The 20310-nt window shown below is 68.6% G+C and carries 20 protein-coding genes and 1 pseudogene; 15 read left to right on the top strand and 6 right to left on the bottom strand.

Annotated elements, in window-relative coordinates:
* Positions 1-151: 151 nt before the first annotated feature.
* A complete protein-coding gene (gene efp / locus ABIC66_RS00360) occupies positions 152-718 on the bottom strand; it encodes an elongation factor P (RefSeq protein WP_354068339.1) in 567 nt (188 codons plus the stop codon).
* Between the two features lie 111 nt (positions 719-829).
* Between efp and epmA the strand changes: the two genes are divergently transcribed.
* A complete protein-coding gene (epmA, locus tag ABIC66_RS00365; RefSeq protein WP_354067245.1) occupies positions 830-1897 on the top strand; it encodes an EF-P lysine aminoacylase EpmA in 1068 nt (355 codons plus the stop codon).
* Positions 1898-1913: 16 nt separating this feature from the next.
* On the opposite strand, the gene ABIC66_RS00370 is transcribed toward epmA, so the two are convergent.
* Positions 1914-2861 carry a papain-like cysteine protease family protein gene (locus tag ABIC66_RS00370; protein ID WP_354067247.1) on the bottom strand — a complete coding sequence of 316 codons (948 nt, stop codon included), beginning with the start codon at positions 2859-2861 and terminating at the stop codon, positions 1914-1916.
* A gap of 161 nt (positions 2862-3022) precedes the next feature.
* Between ABIC66_RS00370 and ABIC66_RS00375 the strand changes: the two genes are divergently transcribed.
* From ABIC66_RS00375 to ABIC66_RS00385, 3 genes are all read left to right on the top strand, one after another.
* On the top strand, positions 3023-4060 hold the full coding sequence (locus ABIC66_RS00375; RefSeq protein ID WP_354067248.1) for a lysine-2,3-aminomutase-like protein: 1038 nt from the start codon (positions 3023-3025) through the stop codon (positions 4058-4060).
* A gap of 138 nt (positions 4061-4198) precedes the next feature.
* Positions 4199-5077, top strand: a complete 879-nt coding sequence (locus ABIC66_RS00380; RefSeq protein WP_354067250.1) for a 3-hydroxybutyryl-CoA dehydrogenase — start codon at positions 4199-4201, stop codon at positions 5075-5077.
* Between the two features lie 70 nt (positions 5078-5147).
* Positions 5148-5834 (top strand): hypothetical protein, encoded by a 687-nt coding sequence (locus tag ABIC66_RS00385; protein WP_354067251.1) that lies wholly within the window; start codon positions 5148-5150, stop codon positions 5832-5834.
* Positions 5835-6021: 187 nt separating this feature from the next.
* Here the strand turns inward: ABIC66_RS00385 and feoB are convergent, their stop codons facing one another.
* Positions 6022-7920: a ferrous iron transport protein B gene (feoB, locus tag ABIC66_RS00390; RefSeq protein ID WP_354068340.1), complete on the bottom strand. Its 1899-nt coding sequence runs from the start codon at positions 7918-7920 to the stop codon at positions 6022-6024.
* 25 nt (positions 7921-7945) lie between these two features.
* Positions 7946-8269 carry a FeoA family protein gene (locus ABIC66_RS00395; protein ID WP_354067252.1) on the bottom strand — a complete coding sequence of 108 codons (324 nt, stop codon included), beginning with the start codon at positions 8267-8269 and terminating at the stop codon, positions 7946-7948.
* Between the two features lie 189 nt (positions 8270-8458).
* Between ABIC66_RS00395 and tipF the strand changes: the two genes are divergently transcribed.
* On the top strand, positions 8459-9727 hold the full coding sequence (gene tipF, locus ABIC66_RS00400; protein ID WP_354067253.1) for a flagella assembly cyclic-di-GMP phosphodiesterase TipF: 1269 nt from the start codon (positions 8459-8461) through the stop codon (positions 9725-9727).
* 171 nt (positions 9728-9898) lie between these two features.
* On the opposite strand, the gene ABIC66_RS00405 is transcribed toward tipF, so the two are convergent.
* Positions 9899-10522, bottom strand: coding sequence for a glutathione binding-like protein (locus ABIC66_RS00405; protein ID WP_354067254.1), 624 nt, complete (start codon positions 10520-10522; stop codon positions 9899-9901).
* A 67-nt stretch (positions 10523-10589) separates the two neighbouring features.
* On the opposite strand from ABIC66_RS00405, the gene ABIC66_RS00410 reads away from it, so the two are divergent.
* The 4 genes and pseudogenes from ABIC66_RS00410 to ABIC66_RS00425 form a co-directional block, all read left to right on the top strand.
* Positions 10590-11201 carry a TetR/AcrR family transcriptional regulator gene (locus tag ABIC66_RS00410; protein WP_354067255.1) on the top strand — a complete coding sequence of 204 codons (612 nt, stop codon included), beginning with the start codon at positions 10590-10592 and terminating at the stop codon, positions 11199-11201.
* A 118-nt stretch (positions 11202-11319) separates the two neighbouring features.
* Positions 11320-12045 carry a methylated-DNA--[protein]-cysteine S-methyltransferase gene (locus tag ABIC66_RS00415; RefSeq protein WP_354067256.1) on the top strand — a complete coding sequence of 242 codons (726 nt, stop codon included), beginning with the start codon at positions 11320-11322 and terminating at the stop codon, positions 12043-12045.
* The gene (locus ABIC66_RS00420) at positions 12042-12728 is read left to right on the top strand and encodes a 2OG-Fe(II) oxygenase (RefSeq protein ID WP_354067258.1); all 687 of its coding nucleotides are present in this window, start codon (positions 12042-12044) and stop codon (positions 12726-12728) included. The genes ABIC66_RS00415 and ABIC66_RS00420 overlap by 4 nt, the downstream gene beginning before the upstream one ends.
* Before the next feature lie 13 nt (positions 12729-12741).
* Positions 12742-12854, top strand: a pseudogene (locus ABIC66_RS00425) (hypothetical protein); the annotation flags it as partial.
* Between the two features lie 28 nt (positions 12855-12882).
* Here ABIC66_RS00425 and ABIC66_RS00430 read toward each other — a convergent pair.
* The gene (locus ABIC66_RS00430; RefSeq protein WP_354067259.1) at positions 12883-13449 is read right to left on the bottom strand and encodes an NnrU family protein; all 567 of its coding nucleotides are present in this window, start codon (positions 13447-13449) and stop codon (positions 12883-12885) included.
* A gap of 149 nt (positions 13450-13598) precedes the next feature.
* On the opposite strand from ABIC66_RS00430, the gene ABIC66_RS00435 reads away from it, so the two are divergent.
* The 6 genes from ABIC66_RS00435 to ileS all read left to right on the top strand — a co-directional run bounded on the left by ABIC66_RS00435 (position 13599) and on the right by ileS (position 20306).
* The gene (locus ABIC66_RS00435; RefSeq protein ID WP_354067260.1) at positions 13599-14459 is read left to right on the top strand and encodes a TIGR01459 family HAD-type hydrolase; all 861 of its coding nucleotides are present in this window, start codon (positions 13599-13601) and stop codon (positions 14457-14459) included.
* Positions 14460-14519: 60 nt separating this feature from the next.
* A complete protein-coding gene (locus tag ABIC66_RS00440) occupies positions 14520-14942 on the top strand; it encodes a MaoC family dehydratase (RefSeq protein WP_354067261.1) in 423 nt (140 codons plus the stop codon).
* Positions 14942-15883 carry a bifunctional riboflavin kinase/FAD synthetase gene (locus tag ABIC66_RS00445; protein ID WP_354067262.1) on the top strand — a complete coding sequence of 314 codons (942 nt, stop codon included), beginning with the start codon at positions 14942-14944 and terminating at the stop codon, positions 15881-15883. The genes ABIC66_RS00440 and ABIC66_RS00445 overlap by 1 nt, the downstream gene beginning before the upstream one ends.
* Positions 15884-16075: 192 nt before the next feature.
* Entirely contained in the window at positions 16076-17167 is a 1092-nt protein-coding gene (locus tag ABIC66_RS00450) for a S1C family serine protease (RefSeq protein WP_354067263.1), read from the top strand.
* 113 nt (positions 17168-17280) lie between these two features.
* On the top strand, positions 17281-17325 hold the full coding sequence (locus ABIC66_RS00455; protein WP_181242883.1) for a hypothetical protein: 45 nt from the start codon (positions 17281-17283) through the stop codon (positions 17323-17325).
* 77 nt (positions 17326-17402) lie between these two features.
* Positions 17403-20306 carry an isoleucine--tRNA ligase gene (ileS, locus tag ABIC66_RS00460; protein ID WP_354067264.1) on the top strand — a complete coding sequence of 968 codons (2904 nt, stop codon included), beginning with the start codon at positions 17403-17405 and terminating at the stop codon, positions 20304-20306.
* Positions 20307-20310 lie beyond the last annotated feature (4 nt).

A 20310-nucleotide genomic window follows, 5' to 3' on the forward strand; every position in this document is an offset into this window, starting at 1 on the left:
AGCGCAGCGGAGAGCCGGGACCGCTACAAGCTCTGAGCTTCCAGCGGTCCCGGCTCGGCGCGCTGCGCGCTTGGCCGGGATGACAGCTTTCAACGAAAAAAGGCCCGGAGCTTCCGCCCCGGGCCTTTCGTCTTCCGGAACCGAAGGACGCCTAGTCCTTGGCGCGTTCCTGATACGAGTTGTCTTCCGTCAGGATGATCACCCGGGTGCCGACGGTGATGTACGGCGGTACGGTGGTCTTGACGCCGTTACTGAGCACGGCCGGCTTGTACGACGACGAGGCGGTCTGGCCCTTCACCGACGGTTCGGTGTCGACGATCTCGAGCACCACGGTGCGCGGCAGCTCGATGGCGATCGGCACGTCGTTGTGGGTCGACAGCTGGACCGTCATGTTTTCCTGCAGGTAGGGCGCGGCGTCGCCGATCACTTCCTCGGTGGCCACGAGCTGGTCGTAGGTTTCCGGGTTCATGAAGTGGAAGCCGTCGCCGTCCTGGTACAGGAAGGTGTGGTTGCGCTGGTCGACGAAGGCGCGCTCGACCTGCTCGGTCGTGCGGTAGCGCTCCGAAACCTTCACGCCGTCCGAGATGCGGCGCATGTTCAGCTGGGTCACCGGGGTGCCCTTGCCGGGATGGATGTTGTCGACCGTCAGGACGACATAGAGCTTGCCGTCCATATCGACGACGGCGCCTTTGCGGAGCGAGCTGGCAGCGACCTTCACGTACTTACCGTCCTTGGAAGAAAGCGCGCGCGAGGCCGCGGGCGCCATCATGCTATTGATCTATGCTCGCCCTCCTATAGCGAACGGGCCAGAATCTCCAGCTTCTTCGGTTTGCGCTCCAAAAGGCTAAGCTTGTCCTCGACTTCACCCCCCTGGTGGCGCGCCGACGTCCACGCCGACCGCCGCCCGTTCCTGCTGGCCCGGAACCGGATCACCAAGGCCTTCCGCGCCTGGTTCGAAGGTCAGGGCTTCGAGGAGGTCGAGGCCGCGGCCCTGCAGGTCTCGCCCGGCAACGAGGCGCACCTGCACGCCTTCGCCACCCAGGCCCTGACGATCGCGGGCGAGGCCCGGCCGCTCTTTCTGCACACCTCGCCGGAGTTCGCCTGCAAGAAGCTGTTGGCGGCGGGCGAGGACAGGATCTTCAGCCTGGGCAAGGTGTGGCGCAACCGCGAGCGCGGGCCGCTGCATCATCCCGAGTTCACCATGCTGGAATGGTACCGGGCCGGCGCCCCCTACCAGACCCTGATGGACGACTGCGCGACCCTGCTGGCCCTGGCGGCCGAGACGGCGGGGACGACGCGCTTCGCCTTCCGGGGCATGGCCTGCGATCCGTTCGCCGCGCCGGAGCGCCTGTCGGTGGCGGAGGCGTTCGAGCGCCACGCCGGGGTCGACCTGCTGGCCAGCGTCGCCGCCGACGGCTCCACCGACCGCGACGCCCTGGCCGCCGCCGCTGTCGCCGCTGGGATCCGCGTCGCCGAGGACGACGGCTGGGCGGACGTCTTCAGCCGCATCATCGTCGAGAAGGTCGAGCCGCGCCTGGGCGAAGACCGCGCCACGGTGCTGTGCGAATATCCGATCTCGGAAGCCGCCCTGGCCCGCCCCAAGGCCGGCGATCCGCGCGTGGCCGAGCGCTTCGAGCTCTATGCCTGCGGGGTCGAGCTGGCCAATGCGTTCGGCGAACTGACCGACCCGGCCGAACAGCGTCGCCGGTTCATGATCGAGATGGACGAGAAGGCCCGCATCTACGGCGAGCGCTATCCGATCGACGAGGACTTCCTGGCCGCCCTGGCGCACATGCCCGAGGCGTCGGGCTCGGCCCTGGGCTTCGACCGGCTGGTGCTGCTGGCGACCGGCGCGCGGCGGATCGAGGACGTGGTCTGGACGCCGGTGGCGGAGTGAGAGCCGCCGGCCGCGACTACCAGTCCTTGAGCGTCCACACTCCACTGTCGACCATCAGCAACTCGCGAAAGGTCTGGAACGGCATGGGTCGATGCTGGCGGAACAGAATCTGCTCCTCCATGTCGGCGATGTAGCGCAGCTTCTCCTCGCGCCCGGAATTGGGCAATTGACGCTCCAGCATCCGGCGCAATTCCAGGACGTCGAAGCCGGGATTGGCCGGACCCTGCGTCGGTGTCGACGCTCCCGAGCCGTTGGGAGAGCCGCCGCGCGGCGAGAGCCTAGGCGATCCAGGCGGCGATCCGAATCGAAGGGGCGAAGTCGCGACGGGACTGCCAGGCGGAGACACGCGAGGAGAAAGCTGGGGCGATCCCGGCCGGCTGCGCGGCGCCACCGGCGAGGCGCGCCCCGATGAGATCGGCGAGTCCGCCGGCGACAAGCCATAGGCCGCGATAGGCGTCGCCTCGTCGCTGACCTGATCGGCGATCCAATCCCGCCACTCCTGGAAGGACAGTCCGCCATAGCGGTGCTTGATGCTGGTCTCGATCAGATTGAAGGGCCCCGAGGCGCTGAGGTCGGCCTTGCTGAAGTCGTTGTCCGGATTGTTCAGGAAGACCGTGCCTCTCCAGCGGCCCGTCAAGACCTGCACATGGTTGATCATCACGCCTTCGTTCAGGACGAGAACCGCCGGACCATGCTCCCTGAGGAACTCATAGACTCGGGTCTCGGTGTTGAAGGTCTCGTTGTGCCGGTTCAGATAAGGCGACAGGATCTCGGCCAACTGCTGGTCGTTGACCCCAAACCGCCGTCCCTCGTGACTGAGGCGGTCGTCCTTCAATTCGGCCTTGTTGAACTTCAACATCATGCGCAACGCCGCTTCCCAACAGTCGTTGGCGTCGTCCATGAAGACATAGGGAACGTCGTACTTGATGTTCTGGTCGTAATGGACCGCCGGTAGCTGGCTCATGCATCGCTCCTTGGGCCATGAGCGAGACCACGTCGACGTGCAGCTCGCCCATAAGTCCGCAAAGGTTGTATCAAGAATATGCGACCGGCAAGGCGGACGGCGAGACGAAGGGTGGCCGGTTTCTTGCGTCACCGTCGAAAATCCCCCATATCCCCGCGCCCATGCCCCCCGCAAAGACCCTTCGCGACGTCCGGTCGCTGGCCGAGGCCGGGCTGGTCCCGTCCGAGCGCCTGCCGGCGCTGGAGGCGGTGGCGGCGCGCTATGCGGTGGCGATCACGCCGGCGATGGCCGAGCTGATCGATCCGGCCAACGCCAATGATCCGATCGCCCGACAGTTCGTCCCCTCGTCCGAGGAGCTGGTCAGCGCGCCCGGCGAGAATGGCGACCCGATCGGTGATGTTATCCACAGCCCTGTGGATGGAATCGTGCATCGCTATCCCGACCGGGTGCTGTTGAAGCCGACCCACACCTGCGCGGTCTATTGCCGGTTCTGCTTCCGCCGCGAGATGGTCGGCCCCGAGGGGCTGGCGAACCTGACCCCCGCCCAGCTCGACGCGGCCTTCGCCTATATCGCCGGCCGGCCGGAGATCTGGGAGGTGATCGTCACCGGCGGCGACCCGTTCGTGCTGTCGCCCCGCCGCCTGGCCGCGCTGATGGACCGGCTGGAGGCGATCGCCCACGTCAAGATCGTCCGCTTCCACACCCGCGTGCCGGCGGTCGATCCCGACGCGGTGACCGACGACCTGGTCGCGGCCCTAAAGCGCTCGACCAAGACCGTCTATGTCGCCCTGCACGCCAACCACGTCCGCGAGCTGACCCCGGCCGCCCGCGCCGCCTGCGCCCGGATCATCGAGGCCGGGATCCCGATGCTGAGCCAGACGGTGCTGCTGCGCGGCGTCAACGACGACCCGGCGGTGCTGGCCGAGCTGATGCGAGCCTTCGTCGAGACGCGGATTCGGCCCTACTACCTGCACCACGGCGACCACGCGCCCGGCACGGCCCACCTGCGCACCACCCTCGAGGAGGGTCAGGCGATCATGAAGGCCCTGCGCGGGACCGTCTCGGGCCTGGCCCAGCCGACCTATGTGCTCGACATCCCGGGCGGCCACGGCAAGGTGCCGGTGGGGCCCAACTATCTGGCCGAGGGCGCGGTCGAGGATCCGAGCGGGGCCCTCCGTCCCTATCCGCCGATCGCCTGACCGCGACACGCGGCCGCGCTTGCGTTGCGTCGCAGCAAAGCCTTGGCGGCGCCACGGTTTCTCGTGCTAGAAAAGTCGGCATATCCGAAGGCGCGGGCGCGGACGCCCGATGCGACATCAAGCGAAGGCTTGGCTTTTATGAGTGAAATCAAGACGGTCGGCGTGATCGGCGCCGGCCAGATGGGGTCGGGCATCGCGCATGTCGTCGCCCTTGGCGGCTATGACGTGCGGCTTCACGACGTCTCGCGCGAGCGGATCGACGCCGGCCTGGCCCTGATCGAGAAGAACCTGGCCCGTCAGGTCAGCCGCGGCATCATCGACGACGCGGCCATGCGGACGGCCTTGTCCCGCATCTCGCCGGCCGAGGGCCTAGAGGCCATCGGCGGCACGGACCTGGCGATCGAGGCGGCGACCGAGAACGAAGAGATCAAGAAGTCGATCTTCCGCAGCCTGCAGCCGCACCTGGGTCCGAACACGCTGCTGGCCTCGAACACCTCGTCGATCTCGATCACGCGCCTGGCGTCGGCCACGGACCGCCCCGAGCGCTTCATCGGCCTGCACTTCATGAACCCCGTGCCGCTGATGAAGCTGGTGGAGATCATCCGTGGCATCGCCACGGACGTCCCGACCTACGAGCGCGCCGTCGCCTTCGCCCAGTCGCTGGGCAAGATCACCAGCAACGCCGAGGACTTCCCCGCCTTCATCGTCAACCGCGTGCTGGTGCCGATGATCAACGAGGCGATCTACACCCTGTACGAGGGGGTCGGCACGGTCGACGCCATCGACACGGCGATGAAGCTGGGCGCCAACCATCCGATGGGCCCGCTGGAGCTGGGCGACTTCATCGGCCTGGACACCGTGCTGAGCATCATGAACGTGCTGCACGAGGGCCTGGCCGACAGCAAGTATCGCCCCTGCCCGCTGCTGGTGAAATATGTCGAGGCCGGCTGGCTGGGCAAGAAAACCGGCCGCGGCTTCTACGACTATCGCGGCGAGGTTCCGGTTCCGACGCGATAGACGTCTTCGGCGGGCTGTCGCCCGGTCGCGGAACCGTGTTACGCAAGTCCCCTGTCTCGGGGGCGGGCTCATGCGACATCTCTATCTGGCCTTTCTGCTGATCTTCGCCGTCACGCTGTTCGGCTTCTGGCCGAGCTTCACGGGCGGGATGGGGCCACTGGATCCGATGCGGCTGGTCCATGGCGGCCTGGCGACCGCCTGGATGGCCCTGCTGGTGGTCCAGAGCTGGCTGATCGGCCATGGCCGCAATCGCTGGCATCGCTGGATTGGCCGAAGCACGCTGGTCATCGCGCCGGCGCTGGTGATCAGCGCTTTGTTCGTGGTGGCCGACATGCTGGGCCCGCGTTCCCACTTCGATGTTCCGCTGCGCCTGACCCTGGCCTGGATCGACGTCTGGTCGCTGGCGCTGTTCAGCCTGCTCTACGGCCTGGCGATCGCCTTTCGCCGGACGATGTTCCTGCATGCCCGCTTCATGGCCTCGACGGCGTTCGTGGCCCTGCCGCCCGCGCTGGGCCGCGCCTATGGCATGAACATCCCGTCGCTGGGCGGCCTGGCCGGCGCCCTGCCGCCCAGCTTCTGGACCGTCGAAGCCGTTCTGGTCGGATTGATCCTGTGGGACGGCTTCAGGGGGCGGTGGGCCAGCCCGTGGTGGTTGACCCTGGTCGTCATGGCGGCCATCCAGGCCACGATGTTCCACGCCCCCGACTGGCCCGCCTTCGTGGCCTTCGCCCGGATGATGGGATTGCCGGCGGCCTAAGGCAGATCGACATTCAACGTCTACCAGCCCTTAAATCCGCTCATCCCCGCGCAAGCGGGGACCCAAGCGGACTTTCGGTTTGTCGCACAGTTCGGGATAGATCGTCGGTCTCGGCTTGGATCCCCGCTTTCGCGGGGATGAGCGGCGTTGGGAGTCGAATATCGATTGTCCCTAGGCCTTTCGCGCTCTAGCCCGCGCCCATCGCCACGGCGACGTGATAGGTCACGAACGAGGCCAGATAGGCCAGGCTCGTCATGTACAGGAACATCACGGTCGGCCAGGTCCAGCCGTTGGTCTCGCGCTTGACCACGCCCAGGGTCGCCGCGCACTGCGGGGCGAAGACGTACCAGGACAGGAACGACAGGGCCGTGGCCAGCGACCACTTGCCGGCCAGCAACGCGCCGAGCTTGGTGCCCGCGTCGTCGTCGCCGCCGACCGCGTAGACGGTGCCTAGGGCCGCCACGGCGACTTCACGCGCCGCGAAGCCGGGGATCAGGGCGATCGTCATCTGCCAATTGAACCCGATCGGCGCCATGACCGGCGCGATCAGGTGGCCGATGCGGCCGGCGAAGCTGTAGTCGATGGCCGGACCGGTCGCCCCCGCCGGCGGATAGGGGAAGGTCGACAGCACCCAGACCAGCACCATCAGCGGCAGGATGATCCGGCCCGCGCGGCTCAGGAAGATCCGGGCGCGGGTCCACAGGTTCATCAGCACGTTGCGCGGCTCGGGCCAGCGATAGGTCGGCAGCTCCATCATGAACGGCTCGACCGCGCCCCGCCAGAAGACGCCGCGGATCACGAACGACACGGCCAGCGCGCTGACGATCCCGCCGGCATAGAGGCCGAACATCACCAGCCCCTGCAGGGACAGCACGCCCCACACGGTCTGCTGCGGGATGAAGGCCCCGATGATCAGGGTGTAGACCGGGATCCGCGCCGAACAGGTCATCAGCGGCGCGACCAGGATGGTGGTCAGGCGGTCGTGCTTGTTGTCAATCACCCGCGTCGACATGATCCCCGGAATGGCGCAGGCGAAGCTGGACAGCAGCGGGATGAACGCCCGTCCATGCAGGCCCGCGCCACCCATGATCTTGTCCATCAGGAAGGCCGCGCGGGCCATGTAGCCGCTGTCTTCCAAGAGCAGGATGAAGAAGAACAGGATCAGGATCTGCGGTAGGAACACCAGCACGCTGCCGACCCCGGCGATCAGGCCGTCGGCGATGAAACTGGCCAAGAGGCCGCGCGGCAGCATCTCGCCCACCCAGCCGGCCAGGCTGGCGAAACCGGCGTCGATGGCGTCGGCCGGAACCTTCGCCCAGGTGAACACCGCCTGGAACATCACGAACAGCAGGGTCAGCAGGATCGCCAGGCCCGCCACGGGATGCAGCAGAACGTCGTCGACCTTGCCGGTCACCGTGTCGGGCCGCTCGGGCGGCTTCACGCAGGCCTTGAAGATGCGCTGGGCCTCGGCGTGGGCGGCGCGGATCTCGGCGGCGGTCGGCTCGCGCCAGACGCTCTCGGTCTCGACCCGGCGGGCGGAGACGATGGTCTCGACTTCGGCCAGCAGTTCGGTCAGGCCGCGCTTGCGGGTCGCCACCGTGGTGACGATCGGCGCGCCCAGTTCCTGGGACAGGCGCTCGAGATCGATGCGCAGGCCCTGGCGCTGGGCGATGTCGTACATGTTGAGGGCCAGCACGAACGGGCGGCCCACCTGCTTCAGCTCCAGCACCAGGCGCAGGACCAGCCGAAGATTGGTGGCGTCGGCCACGCAGATCAGCGCCTCGGGCGCGACCTCGCTGGCCAGCTTGCCCAGCACCGCGTCGCGGGTCACCACCTCATCGGGGCTGCGGGCGCGCAGGGAGTAGGTGCCCGGCAGGTCCAGCACGCGCATATGGCGGCCGGTGGCCGTGGTCAGCACGCCCTCCTTCCGCTCGACGGTGACGCCGGCGTAGTTGGCGACCTTCTGGCGGCTGCCGGTCAGGGCGTTGAACAGCGCGGTCTTGCCGGAGTTGGGATTGCCGACCAGGGCGACCCGGGCGGGCTCGGCGGACGCGGGCGGGGCCGCGGCGGCGTCGGACTCTTCGATCAAGGAGGTGTCGAGGGCCAAGGTCTCAGCGTCCGTCGAACTTCACGGTGACCGCGCCGGCCTCGCGCCGACGCAGGGCCACGCGGGTGTCGTCGACCCGCACGGCGATCGGGTCGCGGCCGAACAGGCCCTCGTGCAGCACCTCGATGGTCGCGCCCTCGACGAAGCCCATCTCCAGCAGGCGGCGCTCCAGCTCCTCGGCGGCCACGGCCTCGGCCGCGCCGGACACGCCGGTGACCTTGACGATCAGGCCGCGATCGCCGCGCCGGGCCGAGCCCAGCGGGCGCACGCCGGCGGCGTCGATCTCGGCGGGGTTGAATTGCGGGGACAACACGAACGCTTCGGACATAATGGCTCCGATTAGATTGCGAACGATTATCAGTCTAAGAGACCAATGTCGATTCAGCGATCCTGGCGTTTTGAGGTATGCTGAACGCTTAAGGGCTGTTGGGACCGAATGGCGCAGGGTCGTTAATAGATTCGACTCTTCAAGCGCCGGCCGGTCTGATTGCGTGTAACGATTCGTGTGGGCGAATTCATGCGTAGGCTGATGCTCGGGCTCCTGACGGGGGCCTATCTTTGTCTGGCTCTGATCGTCTCGCTCTTCCTGTGGCGGATGGGCGCGACGCCGGCTGTCGGCGTCTCGGCGTTCATTGGCACGCTAGGCCTGTGCTTCGCTTTCCACGGCCTGCTGGGCCAGACCGTCCTGGCCGCCGCCCTGCGCGGCGACATCGACACGGTCCGTGAAGCCCACGCCATCCTGCTGGACCAGATCGAGAAGGTCGACGCCCGGGTGTCGGACCTGGTGGAGTCGGTCGCCGCCGACGCCCAGCGCCGCACCGAGGAGCTGTCGACCGAGGTCCACCAGCTGGAAGACCTGATCCAGCGGATGAACGACCGGATGGAGCACCAGCTCACCCACCAGGTCGCCGCCGCCGCCCGCAACACCGTCGGCCGCGAGCGCGCCCCGCAGACCAGCCACATGCTGCAGGTCGTGCAGGACGCCCTGGCCGAGAACCGGGTCGACCTCTATCTGCAGCCGATCGTCAGCCTGCCCCAGCGCCGGACCGTCTTCTACGAGAGCTTTTCGCGCCTGCGCGACGAGACCGGCCGCGTGATGATGCCGGCCGAATATCTGGCCGTGGCCGAGCCCGAAGGCCTGATGACGGCCATCGACAACCTGCTGCTGTTCCGCTGCGTGCAAATCGTCCGCCGCCTGGCCAAGCAGGACCGCAAGGTCGGGATCTTCTGCAACATCTCGCTGGCCAGCCTGGGCGACGAGAGCTTCTTCCCGCAGTTCCTGGAATTCATGCAGGGCAACAAGGACCTGGCCGGCGCGGTGATCTTCGAGCTGGGCCAGGCGGCGTTCGATCGCCGCGGTCCGGTCGAGGCCCGCCACATGGCGCGCCTGGCCAGCCTGGGCTTCAGCTTCAGCCTCGACAAGGTCAGCGACCTCGACCTGGACTTCCAGGACCTGGCCCGCGCCGACGTGCGCTATCTGAAGGTCGGCGCCCAGATGATGCTGGACCAGCTGGAAGAGCAGGACGGCAAGCTGGTCATCGCCTCGCTGCCGGATCTCAACGCCACCGACTTCGCCGCCCTGACCCGTCGCTACGGCATCGAGGTAATCGTCGAGAAGGTCGAGGCCGAAAAGCAGATCGTCGACATTCTGGATCTCGACATCGGCTACGGCCAGGGTCACCTGTTCGGCGAGCCGCGCGCCATCCGCGACGCCGTCCTGGCCGAGGCCGAACCGCCGCAGGACTTCATGCGCGGCGCCCTGCGCCGCCGGGCCGTGGGCTGGTAGTCACCGCGACAAGCGAGCAATCAAAAGGGCCGTCGCTGGCAAGGCGATGGCCCTTTCTTTTTGAACTGTCATCCCGGCCGGAGCGCAGCGAAGAGCCGGGACCGCCACGAACTCGGCGCCTGCGGCGGTCCCGGATCGGCGCGCTATGCGCTTGTCCGGGATGACAGTGAGCTACGCCGCCTTCTTGTACAGCCCGAACTCCTCGGCCAGCGCCTTGGCCACCGCCGGACGCGCCTGGATCCGGTCGCGATAGGCCAGCACCGCCGGATAGGCCGACAGGTCCATCGAGATCGCCCGCGCCCAGTTCAGGATCACGAACAGATAGGCGTCGGCCACGCTGTAGGCGTCCAGCAGATAGTCCCGGCCCGCCAGGTGCGCGTCCACGAACGCGAAGCGCTGGGCCGCCTCCTGGCGCGCGAAGGCCTTGGCGCCCTCGGTCGCGTCGGGTCGCAGCAGGGCGATGAACACGCCGGTGTGCAGCTCCGAGCCGATGAAGCTGAGCCAGGTCTGCAGCTTGCGGCAGCCAGCCGGGTCGGTCGGGGCCAGCTTGGCGTCCGGGAAGCGCTCGGCGACATATTGCAGGATCACCGGGTTCTCGCGGATCAGCTCGCCGTCGTCGGTGCGCAACACCGGCACCTGGCCCATGGCGTTGATCGTCGAGAACACCGTCCCGTCCTCGACCCGCTTGGGCGAGGCCTTGGTGTCGACCCGCAGGTAGTTGGCGCTCTGACCGGCCTCGTAGAAGGCGATGCGCGTGGCCATCGAGCAGGCCAGGGGCGAGAAATAGAGATCCATCGAAGCCTCCGCTTGTTTTTTGTATCGTTTCGCACAAAATTGTCGGGCGTCAAGGATTTCATGCGAAATGGTACAAAAGACCGAGCCCAAGAAGCGCGGCCGCCCTCGGGCCTATGACCCGGAGGCCGCCCTGGCCAAGGCCACCGAGACCTTCTGGGAAAGCGGCTACGCGGCCGCCTCGCTCGACGCCCTGTCGGCCGCCACCGGCATGAACCGGCCCAGCCTGTACGGCGCGTTCGGCGACAAGCAGGCGCTGTTCCAAGCGGCGATGCAGCGCTACCAGGCCCAGGCGCGGGCGACGATGAGGACGGCTTTGGGCGCGCCCGGAACCCTGCGCGAGAGCCTGACCCGGTTCTACGCCGCCGGCCTGGAGGTCTATCTGGACGGCGGGCCGCGCGGCTGTTTCCTGATCGGTTCGGGCCTGTCGCAAGCCGCCGTCGATCCGGCGATCCGCGACACCGTGGCCGCCGGCGTCCACGAACTGGACGCGGGCCTGACCCGCCGCCTGACGATGGCCAGGGACGCCGGCGAGCTGCCCGCCTCGGCCGATCCCGCCACCCTGGCGCGCGTGGTGTCGGGCATGCTGAACGCCCTGGCCGTCCGCGCCCGCCTGGGCGAGAGCCGGGCCGAACTGGAAGCCATGGCGGCCACCACGATCGACCTCGTCTGCGGAGCCTAGCCGCGCCTCGGAGGCCGGGGGCGTCGATTGCTGACACTTCTGGGCGCCCGATCGCAAGCATCGGAATGACCGGCCGTTGGGCCGGGCGCATGGTCTCCCTACGAAAGGAGACCTACCGATGACCGATCCCATCTATCCCAACGACGACGCCCGCTGGGCCGCCGCCCGCGCCAAGGACCGCGCCGCCGAAGGCGTCTTCTACATGGGCGTGCACACGACCGGCGTCTATTGCCTGGCCAGCTGCGGCGGACGTCCGCTGCGCAAGAACGTCAGGTTCTACGCCACCCGCGAGGACGCCCGCGCCGCGGGCCTGCGCGCCTGCCTGCGCTGCAAGCCCGACATCAATCGCGAGACCCTGCGCTGGGGGACCGTCGAGACGACCCTGGGCCTGGCCCTGGTCGCCCGCTCCGACGCCGGCCTGCGCCTGGTCACCTTGGGCGATGACGTCGAGACGCTGAAGGCCGATCTGGAGAAGCGCTTCAAGCACGCCCGGATCGTCCCCGACGCCGACGGCCTGGCCGCCGACCTGAAGGCCATGGTCGACCTTGTCGACCGTCCCGACCACCGGCCGAGCCTGCCGATCGACGACCAGGGGACCGAGTTGCAGAAGGCCGTCTGGGCCGCGCTGCGCGAGATCCCGGCCGGCGAGACCGTCTCGTACGGCGACATCGCCCGCGCCATCGGCCGGCCCAGCGCCTTCCGCGCCGTGGCCCAGGCCTGCGGCGCCAATCCGCTGGCGGTGATCACCCCCTGCCACCGCGTGGTCCGCTCCGACGGCGGCCTCTCCGGCTATCGCTGGGGCGTCGAGCGCAAGCGGGCCCTGCTGGCGCGCGAGGCGGCGTGACTCTCGACTGGACCCGCATCGCCGCCGAGCTGGACGCGCGCGGCTGGGCCTTGACCGGCCCGCTGCTGAAGCCCGAGACCTGCCAAGGGATCGCCGATCTCTATCCCCAGGACGCGGGCTTTCGCAGTCGGGTGGTCATGGCTCGCCACGGCTTCGGGCGCGGCGAGTACAAGTACTTCAGCTATCCCCTGCCGGACGTCGTGCAACGGCTCCGGCAGGGCCTGTACGGCCCATTGTCGACCATCGCCAATCGCTGGGCCGAGCGGCTCGGCGAGGACCGGCGCTTCCCCGACAGCCTGGACGCGATGCTGGCTCGCTGCCGCGAGGCCGGACAGGCGCGGCCGACGCCCCTGCTGCTGACCTACGGCCCGGGCGACTACAACTGCCTGCACCAGGACCTCTATGGCGAGCACGTCTTCCCACTGCAGGCGGCATTCCTGCTGGACGAGCCCGGCCGCGACTTCGAGGGCGGCGAGTTCGTGCTGGTCGAGCAACGCCCCCGCCAGCAATCCGCGCCCCAGGTCGTGCCGCTGAGGCAGGGCGAGGGCGTGATCTTCGCGGTGCGCGAGCGGCCGGCCGAAGGCGTGCGCGGCGTGCATCGGCGCGTGCTGCGGCACGGGGTCAGCGAGATCCGGGCCGGGCGGCGTAGGACGCTGGGCGTGATCTTTCACGACGCGACGTAGGAGCAGCGAGAGCGCCCCCTCCGTCTCGCTGCGTATCCGCAGCGATCCACCTCCCCCGCAAGCGGGGCAGGAGGGAGCGTTTTCATCCTCCCCCGTGCAACGGGGGAGGTGGATCGGCGCCGATAGGCGACGAGACGGAGGGGGCGCTACCGCCTCACCCCAACGGCGACACCCCGAACAGGAACCGGTGCAGGAAGAACACGAACACGCACCACAGCACCGTGCCCGCCACCACCGCGATCACGTCCGCCCTGGGCCGGACCACCACCGGCGCCGGCTCCTTGCGGCTCAGGGCCGAGATCAGGTCGAGGATCGCCCAGGCCAGGAACGCCCCGAACAAGGTCACCGAGGCCTGGTCGCCATTGGCCAGCAGGTGGCCGCTGGACCAGAAGATCACCCCCAGCAGCATCGGATGGCGCACGGTCGCCTTGATCCGCCCGGTCGGGGCGTTGGCGGTCGGCATCAGCACGAAGGCGATCCAGACCAGTCCCCAAGTCACCTTGCGGCCCCAGACCGGCGGGTCGTAGAGCTGCGGCGCCAGCGGCCGGGCCAGGATCCAGCCCCAGATGATCAGGCCCAGCCCGACGGCCGCGACCAGCGAATAGAGACCCTTCCAGCGCTTCTCGTTGGCGGCGATCTGCGCGTCGCGGAACGGCGCGGCTAGGATCCGCACCGAGTGGATCCCCAGGAACACCACCAGACCCAGGATCAGAATCGTCATCGGCCCCTCCCTTGTCGGCGCGGAGGATAGTCACGGAACGCGGGTCTTCGAAAGCCTTCCGCCATCGCCCTTGAATCCGGGACGATCAGCAACAGCTAAGGTTCCTGGCGACATTGACGCCTCGCCCTTACCCCCGTATCGCCCACGCCATGATGGACTTCCCCCCCGGCCTCTCCGCCCTTTCCGACCGCTACGACGTGGTGCTCTGCGACGTCTGGGGCGTGATCCACAACGGGGTCGAGAGCTTCCCCGAGGCCTGCGCGGCCCTGACGCGATGGGGTGAGACCAGGGGCCCGGTGGTGCTGATCTCGAACTCACCGCGCCCGTCCTACGACGTCGTGGCCCAGCTGGACGGCCTCTCCGTGCCGCGCTCGGCCTGGCAGGGCTTCGTCACCTCGGGCGATGCGACGCGGGCGCTGCTGACGCCCCAGACGGGAAAGAAGGTCTGGAAGGTCGGTCCCGAACGCGACGCCCCGCTGTGGGCTGGGTTCGACCTGACGCTGGCCGGCCCCGAGGACGCCGACTTCATCCTGTGCTCGGGCCTCTATGAGGACGAGAAGGAAGTCCCCGAGGACTATCGCGACCGGCTGAAGGTCGCCGCCGATCGGGGCCTGCTGTTCATCTGCGCCAATCCCGACCGCGTCGTGCAGCGCGGCGATCGCCTGATCTTCTGCGCCGGGGCCCTGGCCGACCTCTATGAAAGCCTGGGCGGCCGGGTGGTCATGGCCGGCAAGCCCTATCCCGCGATCTACGACCTGGCCGTGGCCGAGGCGGCGCGGTTGCTGGGCCGGCCGGTCGACCGCGACCGGGTGCTCTGCATCGGCGACGGTGTGATCACCGACGTCAAGGGCGCCCACGACCAGAAGCTGGCCTGCCTGTTCGTGGCCAAGGGCATCCATGGCGAGAAGGCCGTTGGTCCCGATGGCCAGCTCGTCCCCGACGCCGTCCACGCCCTGCTGGACGCCGAGGCCGTGGGCGCGACCCACGCCATCGGCGATCTGGTCTGGTGAAGATGGATTGACCGGTTAGACTGTGTGCAACGCACAATAAAAGCCGCAGGGGAACGCGTCATGCAGGGTAAATATCTGGAAGAGCTGAGCGTCGGCCAGTCGGCCGAACTGGTCCGCACGGTCGGCGAGGCCGACATCGAGGCCTTCGCCGAGGTCACCGGCGACAACAATCCCGTCCACCTGGACGCCGCCTACGCCGCGACCACCAGCTTTGGCGAGCGCATCGCCCACGGCATGCTGTCGGCCGGCTACATCTCGGCGGTGCTGGGCACCACCCTGCCCGGCCCGGGCGCGATCTACCTGTCTCAAACCCTGCGCTTCAAGCGGCCGGTCAAGATCGGCGACGCCGTCACCGCCCGCGCCACCGTCACCGAAATCGACGCCGCCAAGGCCCGCGTCACCTTCGCCACCGTCTGCCTGGTCAACGGCAAGCCGGTCGTCGATGGCGAGGCCGTGGTCATGGTCCCCCGCAAGGCCGCCTGATGCATCTGAAGACCGTCCACGCCTGGAAGAACCTGCCCCGCGAGGAGCGCGGCGCGTCCGTCGCCCTCGGCAATTTCGACGGCGTGCATCGCGGCCACCAGCAGGTGATCGCCCAGGCGGCGAAAGCCGCGCTGGCCGGCAAAACGCCGCTGGGCGTGATCAGCTTCGATCCGCATCCGCGCCGCCTGTTCCGTCCGACCGAGCCGGCGTTCAAGCTGATGACCCACGCCCAGCAGGCGCGGGCGCTGGGCGGGCTGGGCGTCGACCTCTTCTATCTGCTGCCGTTCGACTTCGAGATGGCCAGCTTCGGCGACCGCGAGTTCGTCGAGAAGGTGCTGGTCGAGGGCCTGGGCGTGAAGCATGTCGCGGCCGGCTTCGACATCTCTTTCGGCCGTGGCCGCACCGGCAGCGCCGACCTGATGAAGGCTTATGGCCATGAGTACGGCTTCACCGTCTCGATCGCCGAGCCGGTGGCCAGCCGAGATGGCGAAAAGTTTTCGTCGACGGGCGTTCGCGACGCTCTGCGCGCCGGCCATCCGGAACAGGCCGCCCGCATCCTGGGCCGGCCGTTCGCGATCGAGGGCGTGGTGCGTCGGGGCCAGCAGCTGGGCCGTCAATTGGGCTTCCCGACCGCCAATGTCGAGGTCGAGGACTATGTGGTCCCCAAGCTCGGCGTCTATGCCACCCGCACCCGCCTGCCCGACGGCCGCGAGGTGCCCGGCGTGGCCAATCTCGGCAACAACCCGACCACCGGCGAGGTCGAGACCCGGCTCGAGACCTGGCTGTTCGACTTCGACGAGGACCTCTACGGCCAGGTGATCGAGACCGATCTGATCGCCTTCCTGCGCCCGGAGCTGAAGTTCGACAGCATCGACCTGCTGGTGCAGCAGGTGCTGAAGGACGAACAGGCCGCCCGCGCGATCGTGGCGCCGGGGTTCTAGGTTTTCATCCTCCCCCGCGCGCGGGGGAGGGGGACCGCGAAGCGGTGGAGGGGGCGCTTGCGGCCCGCGACGCCCCTTCCGTCACGTCGCGTATCCGCGCCGCGCCACCTTCCCCGTTTCACGGGTGAGGAGAAATCCTTTCCCTCCCCGCCCCGCCCCGTTAACCTTCCTGAACGGCTGGGTGGGGACCGCATGCTCAAGGGACGCAAGTACGATGTCTTCGCGCGCGCTCGGCGTCCCGCGCGGTCGCGGCGGCACGAGATTCTGGCCTATCCCGACGGCGCCCAGTTCGTGTTCGACACCGGCAAGGCGATCGAGGTCGAGGGTGGCTATTGCGCCCTGCCCGACGGCGACTTGCTGGACGCCTATTCCAACGCCGTGGTCCGCGCCGTAGAGCGGGTGGGTCCCAGCGTGGTCCGCATCCACCCGATGCTGGACGACCCTCGGATGGGCGGCGTCGGCTCCGGTTTCGCGATCGGTGAAGGTGGGCTGATCCTGACCAACAGCCACGTGATCCAGGGCGCCAGCCGCTTCGTGGTCATCACCGCCGAGGGCCGGAGTCTCACGGCGCGCTGCGTCGGCGACGATCCCGACACCGACCTGGCGCTGATCAAGATCGACCAGGCCGCCGACATCCCGGTCGCCAGACTGGGCGACTCCAAGAAGCTGCGGCGCGGCCAGCTGGTCATCGCCATCGGCGCGCCGCTCGGCTTCGAGGCCACGGTGACCACCGGCGTCGTCTCGGCCATGGGCCGGTCCTTGCGCGGCGAGCGCGGTCGGCTGGTCGAGGACCTGATCCAGACCGACGCCGCGCTCAATCCTGGCAACAGCGGCGGGCCGCTGGTCAACTCCACCGGCGAGGTTGTGGGCGTCGCCACGGCGATCATCGCCGGCTACCAGGGCCTGTGCTTCGCGGTGGCGGCCAACACCGCCCGCTTCGTGATCGCCGAACTGCTGGTCCACGGCCACGTGCGGCGCGGCTCGATCGGCCTGGTCGCCCAGCAGGCCCCGATCCCACCGGCCCTGGCCAGGGCGACGGGCCTGCACCAGCCCTATGCCGTCTATGTCGCCCACGTCGATCTGGGCGGTCCGGCGGCCAAGGCGGGCCTGCGCGAGGGCGACCTGCTGGTGGCCGCCGACGACCAGCCCCTGACCGGGCTGGACGATCTGCTGCGGGCCCTGGACCACCACAGCATCGGCCGGGCGATCGCGTTCACCGTGATCCGCCAGGCGCGGCTGATGAGCGTGACCGTGACGCCGAAGCTGCGCAAGCCGGGGGCTTAGGTCACTTGCCCCCTCCGGGCCTTCGGCCCTCCTCCCCCGGAGGGGGAAGAGCGCGTCAGCGCGGAGGGGGCAAGTACTGGCGTCCCTTCCCGCCCTCTGCTATCCCCACCGCCATGAGTTCCGTTCGGAAGATTTCGCGAATTATCCGCCCGGCGTGACGCCGCCGGACGATCCTCCAGCGCGCGCCGGGTTTTCCCGCCCTCTTCCGACCCCTTTGAAAGCCGGACCTTTTTCCATGGCCGACGACGCCACGACCGCCCGCGACTATCGCGAAACCGTCTTCCTGCCCGACACTCCGTTCCCGATGCGCGGGGGGCTCCCCAAGAAGGAGCCCGAGATCCTCGAGGGTTGGGCCGCCCTGTCCGACAAGGGCCTGTACGGCGCGATCCGCGCCAAGCGCCAGGCCGACGGCGCGCCGCTGTTCGTGCTGCACGACGGTCCGCCCTACGCCAACGGGGCCATCCACATCGGCCACGCCCTGAACAAGACGCTGAAGGACTTCGTGGTCCGCTCGCGCTTCGCCCTCGGCTACGACGTCGACTACGTGCCGGGCTGGGACTGCCACGGCCTGCCGATCGAGTGGAAGATCGAGGAAGAGTTCCGCGCCAAGGGCCGTCGCAAGGACGAGGTCCCGGCCGAGGAATTCCGCACCCGCTGTCGCGAATACGCGGGCGGCTGGATCGAGGCCCAGAAGACCGAGTTCCAGCGCCTGGGCGTGCTGGGCGACTGGTGGAACCGCTACGCCACCATGGACTTCGGCTCGGAAGCCACGATCGTCGCCGAGTTCCATAAGTTCGCCGCCTCGGGCCAGCTCTATCGCGGCTCCAAGCCGGTGATGTGGAGCCCGGTCGAGCGCACCGCCCTGGCCGAGGCCGAGATCGAGTATCACGACCACGTCTCGCCGACGATCTGGGTCAAGTTCCCGGTCGTCGAGGGCTCGGACGCCGCCGTCGGCGCCAGCGTGGTGATCTGGACGACGACGCCCTGGACCATCCCGGCCAACCGCGCGGTCTCGTACAATCCCGACGTCGCCTACGCCGCCTACGAGGTCGTGGCGCTGGAGGAGAACCTCGAGTTCGCCCCGTGGTCCGCGCCGGGCGATCGCCTGGTCGTGGCCGAAAAGCTGGCCGACGACGTGATGAAGGCCGCCAAGGTCGCCAGCTTCAAGAAGCTGGAAAGCGTCGACTGCGAAGGCATGGTCCTGGCCCATCCGCTGGCCGCGCTGGACACCCACTACGGCTTCGCCGTGCCGATGCTGGCCGGTGACCACGTCACCGACGACGCCGGCACGGGCTTCGTCCACACCGCGCCGGGCCACGGCGCCGACGACTACAATGTCTGGCTGGCCCACGGTCATCGCGAGATCCCCGACACCGTCGATCCGGACGGCGCCTACTATCCGCACGTCCCGCTGTTCGGCGGGCTGAAGGTGCTGGAGACCGAGGGCAAGAAGGTCGGCAAGTTCGGGCCCGCCAACGGCGCGGTGATGGAGAAATTGATCGAGGCTGGCGCGCTGCTAGCGCGCGGCCGCGTCGAGCACAGCTATCCGCATAGCTGGCGCTCGAAGGCCCCGGTGATCTTCCGCAACACCCCACAGTGGTTCATCCGCATGGACCACGCCGGCGAGGACGGCCAGACCCTGCGCGAGAAGGCCCTGAAGGCCATCGCCGACACCGCATTCCACCCCGACGCCGGCCGCAACCGCATCGGCTCGATGGTCGAGAGCCGTCCTGATTGGCTGGTCAGCCGCCAGCGCAACTGGGGCACGCCGCTGGCGATGTATGTCGACAAGCACACCGGCCATCCGCTGATGGACCCGGAGGTCAACGCCCGCATCCTGAACGCCATCCGCGAGGGCGGCGCCGACGCCTGGTTCACCCGTCCCGACGCCGACTTCCTGGGCCATCACGACCCGGCCCTCTACGAGAAGGTCGGCGACATCCTCGATGTCTGGTTCGACAGCGGCTGCACCCACGCCTTCACGATCGAGGGCCGCGACGACAGCCACTGGCCGGCCGACCTCTATCTGGAAGGCTCGGACCAGCACCGCGGCTGGTTCCAGTCCAGCTTGCTCGAAGGCTGCGGCACCCGCGGCCGCGCCCCCTACAAGGCGGTTCTCACCCACGGGTTCACCCAGGACGAGAACGGCGAGAAGATGTCCAAGTCCAAGGGCAACACCGTCGAACCGCAGACCATCACCAAGGAGAGCGGGGCCGAGATCCTGCGCCTGTGGGCGGCGATGGTCGACTATTCGGAGGACCAGCGGATCGGCAAGACGATCCTGGCCACCACCACCGACGCCTATCGCAAGCTGCGCAACACCACGCGCTACCTGCTGGGCGCCCTGGCCGGCTTCACGGAGGAAGAGCGGGTCACCGACTACGCCGACTTCCCGCCGCTGGAGAAGTACATCCTGCACCGCCTGTGGGAGCTGGATCGCGACGTCCGCGCCGCCTACGAGGCCTATCGCTTCAGCGACGTGACCCGGCCGCTGATCGAGTTCTGCCAGGGCGACCTGTCGACCCTGTTCTTCGACATCCGCAAGGACAGCCTCTATTGCGACGCGCCCAACGCCCTGCGGCGGCGGGCCTATCGCACGGTGCTGGACTATGTGTTCGAGCGCCTGACCATCTGGCTGTCGCCGCTGACCAGCTTCACCATGGAAGAGGCGTGGATGACCCGCTTCCCCGACGCCGGCTCCAACAGCCTGCGGGTGATCCCGGAAACGCCGGCCGCATGGCGCAACGACGCCGAGGCCGCGCGCTGGGCCAAGGTCGAGACCGTGATGTCGGTGGTCACGGGGGCCCTAGAGGTCGAGCGCCGCGAGAAGCGGATCGGCTCGGCCCTGGAAGCCGCGCCGGTGGTCCATGTCGCCGACGCCGACCTGCTGGCCGCCTTCGATGGCCTAGACGCCGCCGAGGTGTTCCGCACGTCGGCCGCCACGCTCGTGGCCGGGGACGCCGGCGCGTTCCGGACCGACGAGATCAAGGGCGTCTCGGTGGATCCGAAACGGGCCGAGGGCCAGAAGTGCGCCCGCTCGTGGCGGATCCTGCCGGAGGTGGGAACCGACCCCCGCTATCCGGAGCTTAGCCTTCGCGACGCCGAAGCGGTGGCTTACTGGGACGCGAGGCGCGGCTAACAAA

The sequence above is a fragment of the Caulobacter sp. 1776 genome, assembly GCF_040545685.1.
Classification (GTDB): Bacteria; Pseudomonadota; Alphaproteobacteria; order Caulobacterales; family Caulobacteraceae; genus Caulobacter.

Coding starts and splice junctions, on each gene's coding strand:
- ABIC66_RS00370 (WP_354067247.1), bottom strand. CDS start 2,861: ATGAGCCAGCTACCGGCGGTCCATTACGACCAGAACATCAAGTACGAC.
- ABIC66_RS00375 (WP_354067248.1), top strand. CDS start 3,023: ATGCCCCCCGCAAAGACCCTTCGCGACGTCCGGTCGCTGGCCGAGGCC.
- ABIC66_RS00380 (WP_354067250.1), top strand. CDS start 4,199: ATGAGTGAAATCAAGACGGTCGGCGTGATCGGCGCCGGCCAGATGGGG.
- ABIC66_RS00385 (WP_354067251.1), top strand. CDS start 5,148: ATGCGACATCTCTATCTGGCCTTTCTGCTGATCTTCGCCGTCACGCTG.
- ABIC66_RS00395 (WP_354067252.1), bottom strand. CDS start 8,269: ATGTCCGAAGCGTTCGTGTTGTCCCCGCAATTCAACCCCGCCGAGATC.
- tipF (WP_354067253.1), top strand. CDS start 8,459: ATGCGTAGGCTGATGCTCGGGCTCCTGACGGGGGCCTATCTTTGTCTG.
- ABIC66_RS00405 (WP_354067254.1), bottom strand. CDS start 10,522: ATGGATCTCTATTTCTCGCCCCTGGCCTGCTCGATGGCCACGCGCATC.
- ABIC66_RS00410 (WP_354067255.1), top strand. CDS start 10,590: ATGGTACAAAAGACCGAGCCCAAGAAGCGCGGCCGCCCTCGGGCCTAT.
- ABIC66_RS00415 (WP_354067256.1), top strand. CDS start 11,320: ATGACCGATCCCATCTATCCCAACGACGACGCCCGCTGGGCCGCCGCC.
- ABIC66_RS00430 (WP_354067259.1), bottom strand. CDS start 13,449: ATGACGATTCTGATCCTGGGTCTGGTGGTGTTCCTGGGGATCCACTCG.
- ABIC66_RS00435 (WP_354067260.1), top strand. CDS start 13,599: ATGATGGACTTCCCCCCCGGCCTCTCCGCCCTTTCCGACCGCTACGAC.
- ABIC66_RS00440 (WP_354067261.1), top strand. CDS start 14,520: ATGCAGGGTAAATATCTGGAAGAGCTGAGCGTCGGCCAGTCGGCCGAA.
- ABIC66_RS00445 (WP_354067262.1), top strand. CDS start 14,942: ATGCATCTGAAGACCGTCCACGCCTGGAAGAACCTGCCCCGCGAGGAG.
- ABIC66_RS00450 (WP_354067263.1), top strand. CDS start 16,076: ATGCTCAAGGGACGCAAGTACGATGTCTTCGCGCGCGCTCGGCGTCCC.
- ileS (WP_354067264.1), top strand. CDS start 17,403: ATGGCCGACGACGCCACGACCGCCCGCGACTATCGCGAAACCGTCTTC.